We start from the raw sequence: 14,750 nt of genomic DNA, 5'->3' as shown, positions 1-14,750 counted from the left end.
CCGATGTCCAACGACGTGAACCGGCATCACATCCAGAAGGTCGTCGTCGACGGCGAGCCCTACATCAACTCGGACAATGTCGCCGACTGGGTGACGGATCTGCGCTGGCAGGATCCCGCCGCCGAGCGCGCGGCCGGCTACATCGCCCAGGAGCTCCGCCTGATGGGGCTGGCCGACATCGAGGAGACACTCGGTCAGTAACTTCCTCCCGCCTCGGCTGCCCGACGGGCCGACTTGGCGGAATCTCTCCGAAAGCTCGCCCGGCGCGGTCCCGCACTGGCAGACTCGCCTCCGGTAAGCACCCCGCGAGATCGATCGGAGTACCGCGTCGTGGTGAACACCGAGCTGCGATTCCTGTGGTGGCTGCACCGGCGGCTCGCCCCCGACCCCCGTGAGAACCACTGCTGGTCCCCGTACTCGGTGACGGCGACCCTTGGGCTGCTCGCGGAGACCACGCGGGGACGGACCCGCGCCGAGGTGGTCGAGGCCCTGGGGATGGATCCCGCCGACCCGGAGTTCGTCGAATCGCTGAACGCGGCCGCGTCCCCCGAGGCCGAATCCCCGGACAGCGTCGCCCTCGCGATCGCCAACCGGCTGTGGACCGACGAGCGACTACCGCTCGAAACGGATTCCCCGGCAGCGCTCGAACAGCGGTTCGGCGCGGGGATTCACACCGCCCCGTTCCGGGACGCCCCGGAGCGAGCACGGGAGCGGATCAACCAGGACGTCGCCGACGTGACCCGGCAGTTGATTCCCGAGCTGGTCAAACCGGGAGCGGTGAACTCGGAAACGGTAGCTGCGCTGGTCAACGCGCTGTACCTGAAGGCACCGTGGCAGGAGGTCTTCGATCCGAACGAGACGAGAACCGGTTCGTTCCGTACTCCGGACGGGGAACTCCCGGTCTCCCTCATGCGGGTGAGCGCTCGGCTCGGCTACGCTCATCACCACGGTTGGCAGGTCGTTCGGGCGGGAGTGGCCGGGGGCTTCGACGCGTTCGTACTGTTGCCCGACGCGGAGCTGGCCACCGCGGAACCGGCGCTCGACCACGCCACGCTGCTCCGGCTGCTGGAGGCGGTCGAACAGTGCCCGGTCGAACTCCGGTTGCCGCGCTTCGCCGTGGCCGGTTCCGGCGAGCTGGACGAGCCGTTGGCGGCGCTGGGAGTGCGCCGGGCGTTCACACCCGCCGCGGACTTCGCCCCACTGACCCCGCGCCCGCTGCGGATATCCACCGCCTTGCACGAGGCCGTGCTGCGGGTCGACGAGCACGGTGTGGAGGGGGCGGCCGCCACCGCGGTGATGATGCGGTTGACCTCGTTGTTCGACGATCCCGTTCGAATACGGGTGGATCGGCCGTTCCTGTTCCTGCTTCGCCACCGGCAGAGCGGGTTCGTTCACTTCCTGGCGAGAATCACCGATCCCGGCAGGCCTGCCTGAGCCCGGCGGGTCCCACCATTCCGGCGGACCTCACCCACCCGGCGAGTTTTCGGTCGCCGCCAGCGGCTCAGCCTCGAGTGGTCGAGTGCGAGATCCTGCTCAGTTTGTCCGGGTTGACGATGTCGTGGATCTCCGCGACACACCCGTCGCGTACCGCGAACCCCACCACGCGCACCGCCGCCGGATCACGGGAGACGTTTCCGTCCGAGGTTCCGGTAAGCAGCAACCCCGGGTCCCCATTGACCAGCACCGAACGAACGTTCGACGGAGTGGGGGAAGGGTACTTGCGCATCAGGCTGAACAGGAAACGAGTCACCTTGTCCCGCCCGTGGACCGGTCGCAGCGCCGTACGGGCCTTGCCGTCGCTGTCGCCGTGCACGCTCACGTGCGGGTGAAGCAAGCGGGCCAGCCGCCACTGGTCCCCCGCCACCAGCGCGGCGAGCATCGCATCGACGAGCTCGTGCTGCTCGGTGGCGGGCACGCGACGGGGCGGGCGCGCCTCGCTCATGATCCGCCGTGCGCGGGAGGCGTACTGCCCGGCGATCGGCCCCGTGCAACCGAGCATCCCGGCTATCCCCTCGAACGGAACCCCGAAGTTCTCGTGCAGCACCAACGCGATCCGTTGCTCCGGAGTGAGTTGCTGCAGTACCCGCAACGCCGCCATGCGCACGTCCTCGGCACGGGTGATCCGCTCCAGCGGGTCCACGGTTCGTGCCGGCACTTCCAGCGTGACTATCGGTTCGGGTAGCCACGGACCGACGTAGTGCTCCCGGCGCGCAGCACCCGAGAGCGCACGATCCACCGAGAGTCGCCCCACCGCGCCGCTCAGCCCGTCGCTCGGGTCGTGACCGGGCGAATCCACCACGTTTCCGGTTTCGGCGAACCGCGCTCGTGCCTGCCGCAGCACCGCCTCCGCGTCGGCGATGCTGCCGGTGAGTCGATAGGCGAGACCGAGCAGCCGTGCGTGCCGGCTGTCCGACTCCGCCGTGAAAGCTTCCTCCACCGATCGCACACCGCGATTGTGCCCGAACAATCCGCTGTTGCCCTGCTGAGAAACCTTTTCGGCCGTGCCCCGTGCCCCCGAGGCCGAGCGGGGCACGTTCGGTACTCGACGGTTCGAGCGCCGTCGAACATCGCGTCGCCCCGCCGCGACGCGACCGTCACCGCTGCCGTGAGCGCGTGCATCTAGACTGGGCCCGTGGCGGGACGAATCCGGGAAAGCGACATCGCCGAAGTACGCGAGGGCAACCGGATCGACGATGTCGTCGGTGAGTACGTCGCATTGCGCCGTTCCGGTGGGGACGCGTTCAAGGGGCTGTGCCCTTTCCACGACGAGAAAACCCCCTCCTTCAACGTGCGCGCCAATCACGGGACCTTTCACTGCTTCGGATGCGGTGAGGGCGGTGACGTCATCGCCTTCCTGATGAAGACCGAGCACCTCGGTTTCGTCGAGGCGGTGGAGCGGCTCGCGGACCGTTCCGGCGTAAGACTGCGCTATGAGGACGGAAACCCGACGAGTCGTCGCGAACCCGGCACCAGAGCCCGGCTCGTGGAGGCCAATCGGCTCGCCGCCGCGTTCTACGCCGAGCGGCTGCGCTCTGAGGAGGCACACCAGGCCCGCGAGTTCCTCGCCGAACGGGGATTCGGGGAGGAAGCGGCCACCAGATTCGGCTGCGGGTTCGCCCCGAGCGGCTGGGACCGGCTGACCAAGTACCTGCTCAACCAGGGGTTCGAGCCAGAGGAGCTCTACAAGGCGGGCCTGTCCAGGGAAGGTCGGCACGGCCCAATGGACCGGTTTCATCGCCGGTTGCTCTGGCCGTTGAAGGATCTCGGTGGCGATGTGGTCGGTTTCGGGGCACGGCGGATCTTCGACGACGATCCGATCGAGGCCAAGTACATCAACACCCCGGCCACCCCGATCTTCAACAAGTCACAGGTGCTGTTCGGCATCGACCTCGCGAAACGCGAGATAGCCAAGCGCCACCAGACCGTGGTGGTGGAGGGCTACACGGACGTGATGGCGATGCACCTCGCCGGCGTCCCCACGGCGGTCGCATCCTGCGGCACCGCCTTCGGTGACGAGCACATCTCCGTGCTGCGTCGGCTGATGATGGATGACGACACCTTTCGCGGGGAGGTCATCTACACCTTCGACGGTGACGAGGCGGGGCAGAACGCTGCGCTGAAGGCCTTCGACGGCGAGCAGCGGTTCGCCGCGCAGACCTACGTCGCCATCACCCCGGGAGGGGACGATCCCTGCGAGTTGCGACAGCGCAGCGGGGACGCCGCGGTCCGTGATCTGGTCGCGCGGCGACGTCCGCTCTTCGAGTTCGCCATCCGCAGCCTGCTCGACGGCTACGACCTCGACTCGGTGGACGGCAGGGTGGCCGCGCTTCGGCGCACCGTACCGCTGGTGGCGCGTATCAAGGATCCCGCGAGCAGGGACGGCTACGCCGTGCAGCTCTCCGGCTGGACCGGTTGGAACGACGAGAACCAGGTGGTCCGCCGGGTGCGGGAGTCCTCGGGTGAGACCGGGAACGGGAACCGTCGGGGGAAGAAGCAGCGCCGTGCCGAACCCGAGTCGGAACCGGTCGGGGAACGGTTGCCGGAACGTCCCCCGCGGCACGATCAGCTGCGCTGGTCGCAGCGGGAGGCGCTGAAGGCCGCGCTGCAGATGCCCGCGCTCGCGGGGCCGGTGTACGACTCGCTGCCGGAAGAGGCATTCACCGAGTCCGGTTATGCGAAGCTGCACACCGCGCTGCTCAAGGCGGGCGGCACCCAGTCGGGGTTGTCCGGTTCGACCCTGGTGGAGGCGGTGCGGGCGCAGTGTCCCGACGAGGGGTCCACCAGGCTGCTCTCCCAACTCGCGGTGGAGACGCCGGACACCAAGTCCGAGCAGGACCACCGCTACGTCGGTGGGGTGCTCGCCAGACTCCGCGAGCGGATGGTGGCTCGCCAGATCGACGAGATCAAGTCGCGGGTCCAGCGGTTGTCCCCGCTGGAGAACGCCGAGGAGTACCATGCGCTGTTCGGTGATCTGGTGGCGTTGGAGCAGTATCACAGATCGTTGCAGCAACAGGCCGCGGACGGTGTCGTATGACTTCGTTGCTCGGGCGTGTGCGTGCGCTGTTTACCGGAGCGCACGAGTTGCCCACGGGGTTCGACGGTGAACTGGAGGGCGAGGAGCGTGTGCTGGCCACCGCTACGGGCACGCACGGGCCGTTGGTGGCCACCAACCACGGGTTGTGGTTGCCGGAGGACTCCGGTGCGCGTCGGGTCGGCTGGCATCTGCTGAGCAAGGTGCGCTGGCAGGACGGGGTGATCGGGATCGTCGAGGCCGAGGAATGGCAGTGGATCGACGGCGCGGTGCTCCTCCGGGACCGCCCCCGGCGTGATTTCCGACTGAACGCCGCGGGCAAGCTGCCGGACGTGGTGCACAGCAGGGTAACCCGCTCCATCCGGTCCACCCAGTACCGTGAACTGCCAGGCGTGGGCGGAGCACGGTTCGTGCGTCGCGGTGTGCCCGGGCGGGACGGCACGGTACTGCAGGTCAGGGCCGATTCGGGGACGGACGAGGCTGCCCTGGTCGACTACACGCGAGAAGTGGCCCGCCGGCTGGAGAACGTGGCCGAAAGCGGCGAGTGAGCCCGCGGTTAGCCGTTTCGCGGCCCGGCGTGAGTGAATACAGTACGTCCGTACTGTTGGTTTTTCGGTCGGGCGCGGATGCGGGTCCCGGACCGTGTCCGGCCCTTCGTGGCGCAGCGCGAGCGCCCGAGGTAGGCGCTGCTCGTCGGCATGCGCGTCCTTCGGTGGGGCGAGTGGTCGATCAGTGGTCCGCACGGAAACCCGCACGCTGTTACGGCCCGAGCTCGACGTGGAAAACGCGCTGCGACCGTGAGAGCCCCCGTGCCGTGCCGACTGGTCGGCCTGGTTGGCCTATCGGCGGAGCCTCCCGGCCGCTTACCGAAAATGAGCTTCTGGCCAGGAGTTTCCCCGCAAGGGGGAGGGGGTGTTCGGAGGTCTCGCGGCATGCGCTAGAGTTGTCGTTGTCAGCGCAACGGCGCTGCGGAAAACAAAACATTCCTCCGTAGCTCAATGGCAGAGCATTCGGCTGTTAACCGAAAGGTTGCTGGTTCGAGTCCAGCCGGGGGAGCAGACAAAGCCCGATCCGTTTCCGGATTCGGGCTTTTTTCGTAGGTTGGTCCGGGCGTGGCCGCGCATCTTGCCGATTATGTTCCACGACACATTATGGCTGGGGTGGGGCTTTCGGGATGCTTTCGCGATCCGAATGCCGCGCGAGTCGGCGGGGCACGTTACGCGGGAATACCGTACCCGCTGTCCGAAACGCCCCGAGCGCTCCTCGGGGGAGGGGGAGTGGGTACGCGAGTTACCGGCTCCCTGCGTCCCGAGTCCGGGGAGCCGGAATGGGACCCCCGGACGGGGAGGGCCGCCGTGGCTCCCGGAAAACGCGAATCACCCGTTCGATCTTCTCGATAGTTCCGATCATTCCCGGTACGATGACAGCGGATACCGGCGGTCGAAGTCCGACGTTCGGTGAGTACGTCATCGAACTCCTCGCTGTGTCCGGTGGCGCCGTGGTGCGTCCTGACGAGTGGCTTCCTGCGCGGCCAAGGTCGACATTTTCACCTGAAGGTGTGGTTTGGTGTCGGCGAGGTCAGGCTCCGGTAACGATCCATGTTCCGTTGGCGATCATCCGGGTGTACGAAAAACGCCGCGCTCGATGTCTGTGCAGCTCAGGGCTTTATCGTGCGATCATGGTCGATTTTCGGCCCTCGGTAGGCTGAAAGATGCGATCGAATTCGTTGCCGCTGATACACAACGCGGTTCCGCCGCTCTTCGTCCCCGGGACGGCGGAATATGACAGGGGATCGCAGAGGACGGGGGAGATATCATGTCCGCACCTGGTATCGGTAAGAACCCTAGGCAGCTGTCCATGCCGGATCTTTCGGCTGTGACTCGGTTGCCCAAACCATTGAAGGCAATGGTTTACCTGGTCATGCTCGCGGTGCTGACCGTCGCTGGAGTCGGGGCGCTGCTGGCCAGCATCGTCATCGTCGGCCAGCTGACCGGATCCTTCGACATCGCGACCTTCATCGCTCGCTGAGAGCGGGCTCGTTGACAACGGGCTCGCCGAGAACGGACCAGTGTTCGACAATGCCGGGTCGGCGCACCACCGTGGTGCGCCGACCCTTTTCGTCCGGTGGTACCGTCCGGTCGACCCGGCGGTCATACTGGGGGACGTGGCCGGTATGATCGGCGGCGTCTGTAGCGGGGCGGTAGCTCAGCAGGTCAGAGCAGCGAACTCATAATTCGTCTTGTCGTGGGTTCAAGTCCCACCCGTCCCACCAACATCCCAGCGCAACTGGCACGTGGGGAGATCCGCCCGAGATCGTCCCCGCGTCTTTGCCGCACCTCGCTCCGCGAGCCGAACCGCCTCCGGTGTCTCGGCGGTCTCGCGGTTCGACGTGACGGATTTCGGAGCGCCCGGCCGAAATCAGCTCAATCGCCTCTGCGCGGCATCCGCTCGATCTCCGCGGGTTCGGAGCCGAGTCCCCGGGACTCCGATCGAAGGTTCGGCCGGTCTCGGTTCGTTCCCACTGCTTCCGCTCCCCGACTTCGTTTCGTACGGCCTCGACGTCGGGAACTTTCCGCCAGGTGCGGGAAAGGACTGATAGGCGGAGTACGCGTCTGGTAGAAGGTTGCGGCGGGGATACGGAGGAGCGGGAGGAAACGCCGCGACTGTTGTGCGTGACACACCCGGTGACGGGCGTCGTTTCGGGATGCTGTACCGATTCAACGGAGAACGGTGTCCGTCCTGGCGACCGATACCGCTGCTGTCACGCGGACGGGTAACTCGACAGCGCTGGTCCGGCTGCGGCAGGAATCGGTGCGGAGGAAAGCCCGTGCGCGGCGTGGTGTGTCGAGCGGAGTGGCCCGAGGGGGCGCCCACAGGCGGCACATCCGGCTCCGGCCGCGGGTGGGGATGTCGTCGGGCACGCGGCTTCACGGAGCGAGGCGGTGCTCGCCCGCCGGGGAGCGGGTGGCACGAGCTCGAGTTCCGCAGCGGGAGTTTCGCGGCCGTGAACCGTGTGGAGGTGTGTCGGAAGCAGGAGCTATGTCACCGATGTGTCCGACGTGCGGTGGTCCCACCATCCCGCCGCAAGGGGGCGGACCACCCGAATGCCCGAAGTGCGGGTAGTGGTGCGTGATCGTGGGAGCGACGGAGCCGTCCGGTCGGGGCGTTTCCGCAGAGCGGGGACCGCGGCCCGATCTCGGGTGGCCGCGGTCGCCGCCGTGGCCGTCAGACCGAGGCGAGCCCCACGTAGTTCTCCGCCAGTGTGGTGGCCGCCGCCTTCGAGGTCCGCAGGTAGTCGAACTGCGAGCGTTGCAGCCGCCGGTCGAAGGCCGCGTCCGGCCCGTCGAACCGATGGGTCATCGAGGTCATCCACCAGGAGAAGTGCTGCACGCGCCACACGCGCCGCAGGCAGTCCTCGGAGTAGGTGTCGAGCCCGGTGGTGCCGTTGCCGCTGTAGAAGTCGGTCATCGCCTGCGCCAGCCGTGCCACGTCGGCCACGGCGAGGTTCAGTCCCTTCGCGCCGGTCGGTGGCACGATGTGTGCCGAGTCGCCCGCCAGGAACAACCTGCCGTAGCTCATCGGCTCGGTGACGAAACTGCGCAACGCGCTGATGCTCTTGTCGATGATGGGACCTTCCCGCAGCTCCCACCCGGGAGTTCCCAACCTGGTCTGCAGTTCGGCCCAGATCCGCTCGTCGGACCAGTTCTCGATCGAGTCGTCGGGATCGCACTGCAGGTACATCCTGCTCAGCTCCTGGGAACGCAGGCTCTGCAGAGCGAATCCGTTGACGTGGTTGGAGTAGATCAGTTCCTCACTGGAGGGCGGGACTTCCGCGAGGATCCCGAGCCACCCGAACGGGTAGACACGCTCGTAGTCGGTGCGGACCGTTTCCGGAATCGTCTTCCTGGAGACACCGTGGAAACCGTCGCAGCCGACCACGAAGTCACACCGGATCTCGTGGTTCGTCCCGTCGTTCGCCGTGAACCGTACGAGCGGTTGCTCGGTGTCGGGACCCTCGATCGAGACGTCCGAGGCCTCGTAGTGGACCCGGCCCCCGTCGCGCTCACGCCGGTCAGCGAGATCCTTGACGACCTCCTGCTGGCCGTAGACGGTGATGCTCCGCCCCTCGGTGAGTTCGGACAGCGGAATACGCAACCGTTCCCCGTCGAACTGCACATTCACTCCGTGGTGCGGGTGGCCCTGTCGGTCCAGCCGTTCGGAGACACCCGCCTCCCGCAGTACGTCGACAGTGCCCTGTTCCAGCACTCCCGCCCGAACCCGTTGCTGTACGTATTCGCGGCTGCGCCGCTCTAACACGATCGATTCGATCCCCTGTAGGTGCAACAGATGAGACAGCAGCATGCCCGCTGGACCTGCTCCCACGATCGCGACCTGGGTACGCATTCCAACCTCCCCTTCTAGGCTGCGTTCGATTCAGCCTCTCAGTCCCGTTCGTGAATTGAGGCAGCGGGCTTCCGTTCAGTGGAAGCAGCAGTGGTTCGGGCGCGTTACGTCATAACGTGTTCGATCGGTGGCTTTTCGTCGTCCCGGCTGTCACCGCTCAATTCGTCGGAGCTCGCCGGTGATCGCGCTCCGAGCTCAACGAGGTGATTCGTTCCCGCTGTGCTGCGAGTATGTTCTCGCGCGACGGAGTCGAGAATTGTGCGGCCTGCGGAGAGTGCCGGTTCGTGTCGGCGGTGCGACGGGTATGGGCGTTCGGTAAACGAGGTTTAGTCTCGTTGTGGCTTTTGTTCGGAATTCCTCGGAGGGTTGTAGCACGCCGAACCGCGCTCCACGCCGAGTCCGGTGACACGGCACGGCGCCGTCGGTTCGGCGTGCCCGGACGCCTCTAACGTTGTGATTTCCTGGCCGACTCGGCGAACTGGTCCAGGTAACGCAACGTGGTGTCGCGAGGCTCGGTGGGGAGGTAGAACAGGATCCGGTCCACGCCCGCGTGGGCGTGTTGTTCGACCGCCGCCGGATCGTCGGCAGCCGCGTACAGTGTTACCGGAACCCGCCAGCCCGCGCGTTCGCGGACGTGCTCGATCTGTTCCGCCAGGTTCTCGGCTCCCGACCTGGGAAGCCAACCGCCCCCGTACTCGGCGACGCGTTCGACCGAGCGTTCGCTCTCCCCGCCCACGTAGATGGGCGGATGCGGTGACTGCACCGGTTTCGGCCAGCAGTACGAGGAGTCGATGTCCACGTGATCGCCGTGGAACTCCGCCTCCTCCTGGGTCCACAGCGCCCTGATGGCGCGGATGCGTTCGTCCATCAACGCACCACGGTTACCCGGATCGGTGCCGTGATTGCGCATCTCCTCGCGGTTCCAGCCGGCTCCCACGCCAAGGATCGCCCTGCCGCCCGAGACGCGGTCCAGACTGGCCGTCTCCTTGGCGGTGTGGATGGGGTCCCGTTGGATCATCAGCGCGATGCCCGTTCCCAACAGCAGATGTCTGGTGCTCACCGCGGCGGCGGTGAGGCAGACGAACGGGTCCAGGGTCCGGTAGTAGTGCCTCGGCAGGTCACCACCGCCGGGATAGGGTGTTTTCCTGCTCGTGGGGATGTGGCTGTGCTCGGCGAGGAACAGCGCGTCGAAACCACGCAGTTCGGCGGCCTCGCCGAGCTCCGCCGGGTCTATTCCTTCGTCGGTGACGAATGTAGAGATACCGAACTTCATAAGATTCACCGGGCGCTCGTGACTGCGCCTTCCTCCCAACCAGAGGTCGTGCAGAGTGACGATGGGTATCCGTGGATATACCTCACATCAGCCTTCCTCGCGTGGAAACGCTGACAACTGTCGGACAGTATTCCCCGAACGGGTAAGATCAAAGTGTCACTCCGACGTGGTGTCGGGTTCGCCGTTTTTCGAGTGTGGTAGAGGGCGTCGTGGTGATCGGTCGGAAGGATTTACGCGCGTTTGGACCCGCACGCCGGGCCCGCGTGTCGTGTCTTTCGCGCCCCTTCGATCACCTTCACACCCGCCGCACGGTCGGACGGGTTGCTCCAAATGGATGAGTCGAGCGCCGAACTGACCGATCTCTACCATGAGCACTATTCCCGACTGCTGCGTATGGCCGTGCTGCTCGTCGATGACGGAGCGGCCGCGGAGGACGTGGTGCAGGACGCGTTCATGCGGGTGTTCGATTCCCGCGCTCGGCTGCGCGACCGGGACAAGGCGTTGGCCTTCCTGCGTCGGACGGTGCTCAACAAGTCCCGTTCGCTGCTGCGCAGGCGGCAGGTGTCGCGCAAGTACCAGCACCGGCTGGTACAACGTGAGTCCGGCCCGGACGAGAGCGTGCACGGTGTGGACCGCACGGTGCTGGCCGACGCGATCGCCCGACTGCCTCCCAGACAGCGGGAAGCCGTCGTGCTGCGTTACTACGCCGACTTCAGTGAGGCCTACACCGCGAAGATAATGAAAGTGACCCCGGGCGCGGTCAAGGCCTACTGCTCCCGAGGGGTCTCGCGATTGTCGAGTTTGCTGAGGGAGCGCGTGTGACGGAGTCGGACACCGCACCCCCCGACGGGAGTTCCGACGAGCAGCTGGTGCGGAATGGACTGCACGCGCTCGTCGCCGATGTGGAACCGTCCGCCACGGCTCTGCCGCGGGTGCTCGCCGGACGTCGCAGGCGTACCGGCGTGCGGACGCTCCTCGGGGTGACCGGGGCCGTTGCCGCCACCACCGCCGCGTTGTTGCTGACACTCGTGTTCCTCGTCGACCGGACTCCCCCAACGGTACCGGCCGGAACGGCCCCGGACAGCTACGTCGCTCAGCTCGCCGACGGAACACTCGTCTCCGTGATGTTGGAAACCGGTGAGGTGCGCCAGGAGTTCGGCAGGCCCGGTGCCGAGATCACGGCGCTTGCGCGGGGCGAGAAGCACGTTTACGCGGCCACGGCCGACGGCGGGGTGCTGCGGATGGGCGCGGCCGGCTCGTTCCGGCGGATGCGGGGAGTGGTTCCGGGTGACGAGGTGACCGCCATCGACACCTCCGAGGGCAGGCTCGCCGTGGCGAGCGGAAATCGGGTCGCGTTGGTTTCGCGGAACACCACCCGCCGGATCACGCTGTCCGCCGAGCTGGTGGTGCGGGATCTGGCACTCGACCGGTCGGGACGCTTGGCGCTCGTCGTGGGCGACCGAACGATCAGTGGGCCGCCGACGCTGCGGGTGGTTCCCGCGGGTGGTGACAGCGCCGTTCGGCTCGACACCTTCGAGGTCGGGTGCGGACCGCTCCGTACGGCGTGGACGTCGACCGGACTCGCCGTGCTCCGGCCCATCGAATGTGCCGTGACCGATGCCGTCCGCATCACCACGATCGACCCGGCTACGGGCAGTCGGATCGGTGGTGGAGTCCACTTCGGACTCGATCGCCCGCTCGGTGCCATCGGGGACATACGCGTGTCCACGGACGCCACGGACCGGATACTGGTGGCGACCACGAGCGGGAGAATGTGGTTGGTCGACGGCGCGGGGGTCGACCCCGCGACCGGACAGTGTGCCTCGCGCCGGGACTGCACCTCGGTCCCCCCGGTCATGTGACGAGTTCGCCAGGGATGTGACCGGGCGAAACGCGAATCGGCGGGCACGGTGCACGCGGCCGGTCGTGCCGGGCCGCACCGGCATGACCGGCCGGACGAGGACCGGACCGCTCCGATTACCCAACGCGTTCGGGACACGCCGCCGATCGGGCAATGGACCCGAGACCCCGCGGCCGGTGAAGATCAGCGGGGTGCAGCGAATTCGATCGGCGGAGGTGTCACCCTCGTGCGGGCGCACTGGTGGGAAGTAATCAGGTTGTGCAGTGTCGTGGGCAGCAGACCGTACTGGCAGCGGCTGGCCGCGTTCGTAATTTCGACGTGGACGTTGTGTTGGATCGTCGGGCAGTTCCTGGCGCCGGAGACCGCTCCTTCGGCCGTGGAAGTGGGGCGTGGCCTGCTGGAGCGGATCGGTGTTCCCGATATCGCCTGGGGTGACCGGGTGGTACGGGCCTGGGAGAGTGCCGGGGTGGCACTCGCGGTCTTCGGTGGCCTGCTGTGGGCGGCCACCACCGAGCGTGGCCAGATGCCCGCGTTGGTGGGGTGGATCGCGGTCATGCTGGGATCGCAGCGGCTGGGGTACCAGCCCGCCGTGATCATCGCGGTGGGGGCCATGGCCGGCTTCGTGCTCGTGCTGTGGACGATCTCGCTCGCCAACGGTCGGTTCGTGGACCGCTATCCTCGGTTGCTGCCCGCCGACGTGTTCCGCGCCGGAGTCACGGCGGCCACGTTGTCCGCGGTCGTGCCGCTCTACGCGCCCGCTGTGCTGGTTTTCCGATTGTTTCACCCCTATCTGACCCGCACCCCTCGGATACTGAGCACCGAGTACGACGGCGGCCACACTCCTGGTGTCGGCGGGTGGAGCAGGGTGAGCCGTTGAGAGCCGACGGGCGGAAGCGGTCGGTTCATGGTGGTATGAGCTCCGGTTTTCGCTCCGCGAACCTGCTCCGCGGTTTCGCTCCGGGAGTCGCACCAGAAGCACCGGGAGCCGATTCGGAAGTGTCGGAAGGAGGCTGGGCCGGTCCGTTCGGGCGGCTTTCCGGTTGCCGTCGTCTCCGGGATGTATTGCCCTGACCGGTATGGCTGCTACAGGTGCCGAGTCCGGTGAGGCCGTTCCCGAGTCCGGCGGATACGAGTACGACGTCGTGGTCGTGGGAGGTGGGCCCGCCGGGGAGAACGTGGCGAGCCGGGCCGCGGCCGGTGGGCTCTCGGTGGCTCTCGTGGAGCGTGAACGGGTCGGTGGGGAGTGCTCCTTCTGGGCCTGCATGCCCAGCAAGGCACTGCTGCGCTCCGGTCACTCCGTTACCGCCGCTCGCCGGGTGGACGGGGCCCGGCAGGCCGTCACGGGTGATACCGATGTTTCCGGCACCCTGCGCAGGCGCGATTCGTTCGTCGATTATTGGGACGATCGGAGGCAGGTCGACTGGGTGCACGAGTCCGGGGTGGTGCTGTTCCGCGGTTCGGGGTGGCTCGCGGGCAGCAGGGAGGTCATGGTGCGTGATCCGGAGGGCACGACCTGTTCGCTCTACGCGGGGCGCGCGGTCGTGCTCGCCAGCGGCAGTGTGCCCGTCCGTCCGCCGATTCCCGGTCTCGACCGGGTCGACTACTGGGATTCGCGTGCTGCCACCTCCGCCGAACGAGCCCCGGAGAGCCTGGCCGTGCTGGGGGCCGGGGTGGTGGGAGTGGAGCTCGCGCAGGCCTGGGCCAGGTTGGGAACGCACGTGCGGATGGTCGAGAGCGGTCCCCGTCCGCTGCCTTCGGCCTCGGACTTCGCGGGGAACCTGGTGGAGGCGGCTCTGCGTGCCGACGGGATTCGCCTGTACTCCGATGCCGTGGTCCGTGGGGTGTCGAGTACCGAGGGGATGGTGAAGCTGGAACTGGGCGACGGTACCGAGGTCTCGGCCGAGCGTTTGTTGCTCGCCACCGGTCGCCGTCCCGCCACCGGGCATCTCGGGCTGGAGTCCGTGGGGATCCACGAGGACGGCGCCGTGGACGTAAACGAACACGGCGAGGTCAGGGGGTTCCCGGTGGTTGGCTCTACGCCGCGGGGGACGTCACCGGGCAGGCCCAGCTCACCCATCAGGCCAAGTACGCGGCACGGGTGGTCGCGGACGTGGTCGTCGCCAGAGCCAAGGGTAGCCACGTCACCACCGAGGCGTTCGGCCGGTACATGACCTCGGCCAACAGGCACGCCGTCCCCACGGTGATCTTCACAGATCCCGAAGTGGCCCAGATCGGCTACAGCCCGGAGCGGGCGGAACAGGACGGTCACCGGGTGCGCACCGTCGAACTGGACATGGCCTCTGCCGGTGCGGAACTCCGGGCCGACGGCTATCAGGGCCGGGCCCGATTCGTGATCGACGAACGACACCAGGTGCTGTTGGGGGCCGTGTTCGTCGGCCAGGACGTCGCCGAGCTGCTGCACGCGGCGACGATCGCGATCGTCGGCGAGGTTCCGCTGCCACGCCTTCGGCACGCGGTACCGGCGTTTCCCACCCTCAGCGAGATCTGGCTGCGACTGCTGGAGAGATACGGGCTCTGAACCGCGTCCGAGCCGGTTCACGGGATTCCGCCAGGGCAGCGACATTTACCACGAGTGTCCCCTTTCGAGTGGTATCAGCCCTCCTGGGCAGGCCGGGACATCCCCGGCCACGTGGGTTCCGGGACGTTGGGCCCGGACCGCC

At 67.3% G+C, this 14,750-nt stretch carries 13 protein-coding genes and 2 tRNA genes; 12 read left to right on the top strand and 3 right to left on the bottom strand.

All coding sequences use genetic code 11. From position 1 onward, the window contains the following. Positions 1-3 precede the first annotated feature (3 nt). Positions 4-201 (top strand): hypothetical protein, encoded by a 198-nt coding sequence (locus BLR41_RS18410; RefSeq protein WP_092630596.1) that lies wholly within the window; start codon positions 4-6, stop codon positions 199-201. 129 nt (positions 202-330) lie between these two features. Beyond that, the gene (locus BLR41_RS18405; protein ID WP_245694472.1) at positions 331-1,434 is read left to right on the top strand and encodes a serpin family protein; all 1,104 of its coding nucleotides are present in this window, start codon (positions 331-333) and stop codon (positions 1,432-1,434) included. A 67-nt stretch (positions 1,435-1,501) separates the two neighbouring features. On the opposite strand, the gene sigJ is transcribed toward BLR41_RS18405, so the two are convergent. After that, the gene (gene sigJ, locus BLR41_RS18400; RefSeq protein WP_245694470.1) at positions 1,502-2,437 is read right to left on the bottom strand and encodes an RNA polymerase sigma factor SigJ; all 936 of its coding nucleotides are present in this window, start codon (positions 2,435-2,437) and stop codon (positions 1,502-1,504) included. A gap of 195 nt (positions 2,438-2,632) precedes the next feature. Here sigJ and dnaG point away from each other — a divergent pair, with 195 nt between their 5' ends. From dnaG to BLR41_RS18375, 5 genes are all read left to right on the top strand, one after another. Next, positions 2,633-4,534, top strand: coding sequence for a DNA primase (dnaG, locus tag BLR41_RS18395; RefSeq protein ID WP_092630593.1), 1,902 nt, complete (start codon positions 2,633-2,635; stop codon positions 4,532-4,534). Next, positions 4,531-5,079: a hypothetical protein gene (locus BLR41_RS18390; protein ID WP_092630590.1), complete on the top strand. Its 549-nt coding sequence runs from the start codon at positions 4,531-4,533 to the stop codon at positions 5,077-5,079. The genes dnaG and BLR41_RS18390 overlap by 4 nt, the downstream gene beginning before the upstream one ends. 436 nt (positions 5,080-5,515) lie before the next feature. Continuing rightward, positions 5,516-5,587: transfer RNA gene (locus BLR41_RS18385), tRNA-Asn, on the top strand. Between the two features lie 759 nt (positions 5,588-6,346). Next, on the top strand, positions 6,347-6,559 hold the full coding sequence (locus BLR41_RS18380; protein WP_092630587.1) for a hypothetical protein: 213 nt from the start codon (positions 6,347-6,349) through the stop codon (positions 6,557-6,559). 166 nt (positions 6,560-6,725) lie between these two features. Further along, positions 6,726-6,803, top strand: a tRNA-Ile gene (locus BLR41_RS18375). Between the two features lie 953 nt (positions 6,804-7,756). On the opposite strand, the gene pobA is transcribed toward BLR41_RS18375, so the two are convergent. Further along, entirely contained in the window at positions 7,757-8,935 is a 1,179-nt protein-coding gene (gene pobA / locus BLR41_RS18370; RefSeq protein ID WP_092630584.1) for a 4-hydroxybenzoate 3-monooxygenase, read from the bottom strand. Positions 8,936-9,380: 445 nt separating this feature from the next. After that, the gene (locus BLR41_RS18365; protein WP_092630581.1) at positions 9,381-10,208 is read right to left on the bottom strand and encodes an LLM class F420-dependent oxidoreductase; all 828 of its coding nucleotides are present in this window, start codon (positions 10,206-10,208) and stop codon (positions 9,381-9,383) included. Positions 10,209-10,538: 330 nt separating this feature from the next. Between BLR41_RS18365 and BLR41_RS18360 the strand changes: the two genes are divergently transcribed. The 5 genes from BLR41_RS18360 to BLR41_RS24050 all read left to right on the top strand — a co-directional run bounded on the left by BLR41_RS18360 (position 10,539) and on the right by BLR41_RS24050 (position 14,608). Then, positions 10,539-11,030, top strand: coding sequence for a SigE family RNA polymerase sigma factor (locus BLR41_RS18360; protein ID WP_092630578.1), 492 nt, complete (start codon positions 10,539-10,541; stop codon positions 11,028-11,030). Further along, the gene (locus BLR41_RS18355) at positions 11,027-12,070 is read left to right on the top strand and encodes a hypothetical protein (RefSeq protein WP_092630575.1); all 1,044 of its coding nucleotides are present in this window, start codon (positions 11,027-11,029) and stop codon (positions 12,068-12,070) included. The genes BLR41_RS18360 and BLR41_RS18355 overlap by 4 nt, the downstream gene beginning before the upstream one ends. A 267-nt stretch (positions 12,071-12,337) precedes the next feature. Continuing rightward, positions 12,338-12,946: a hypothetical protein gene (locus BLR41_RS18350; RefSeq protein ID WP_143013128.1), complete on the top strand. Its 609-nt coding sequence runs from the start codon at positions 12,338-12,340 to the stop codon at positions 12,944-12,946. 199 nt (positions 12,947-13,145) lie between these two features. Continuing rightward, positions 13,146-14,240 (top strand): FAD-dependent oxidoreductase, encoded by a 1,095-nt coding sequence (locus BLR41_RS18345; RefSeq protein WP_218120239.1) that lies wholly within the window; start codon positions 13,146-13,148, stop codon positions 14,238-14,240. Beyond that, positions 14,180-14,608 (top strand): hypothetical protein, encoded by a 429-nt coding sequence (locus BLR41_RS24050; protein WP_218120238.1) that lies wholly within the window; start codon positions 14,180-14,182, stop codon positions 14,606-14,608. Before BLR41_RS18345 ends, BLR41_RS24050 begins: the two co-directional genes overlap by 61 nt. Positions 14,609-14,750 lie beyond the last annotated feature (142 nt).

This window comes from Actinopolyspora mzabensis, from assembly GCF_900101095.1.
In the GTDB taxonomy this organism is placed as follows: Bacteria; Actinomycetota; Actinomycetes; order Mycobacteriales; family Pseudonocardiaceae; genus Actinopolyspora; species Actinopolyspora mzabensis.
The sequence above is the reverse complement of the archived record's forward strand: the minus strand, read 5'-3'. Positions and strand labels throughout refer to the sequence as shown.

Coding starts and splice junctions, on each gene's coding strand:
- BLR41_RS18410 (WP_092630596.1), top strand. CDS start 4: ATGTCCAACGACGTGAACCGGCATCACATCCAGAAGGTCGTCGTCGAC.
- BLR41_RS18390 (WP_092630590.1), top strand. CDS start 4,531: ATGACTTCGTTGCTCGGGCGTGTGCGTGCGCTGTTTACCGGAGCGCAC.
- BLR41_RS18380 (WP_092630587.1), top strand. CDS start 6,347: ATGTCCGCACCTGGTATCGGTAAGAACCCTAGGCAGCTGTCCATGCCG.
- pobA (WP_092630584.1), bottom strand. CDS start 8,935: ATGCGTACCCAGGTCGCGATCGTGGGAGCAGGTCCAGCGGGCATGCTG.
- BLR41_RS18365 (WP_092630581.1), bottom strand. CDS start 10,208: ATGAAGTTCGGTATCTCTACATTCGTCACCGACGAAGGAATAGACCCG.
- BLR41_RS18360 (WP_092630578.1), top strand. CDS start 10,539: ATGGATGAGTCGAGCGCCGAACTGACCGATCTCTACCATGAGCACTAT.
- BLR41_RS18345 (WP_218120239.1), top strand. CDS start 13,146: ATGGCTGCTACAGGTGCCGAGTCCGGTGAGGCCGTTCCCGAGTCCGGC.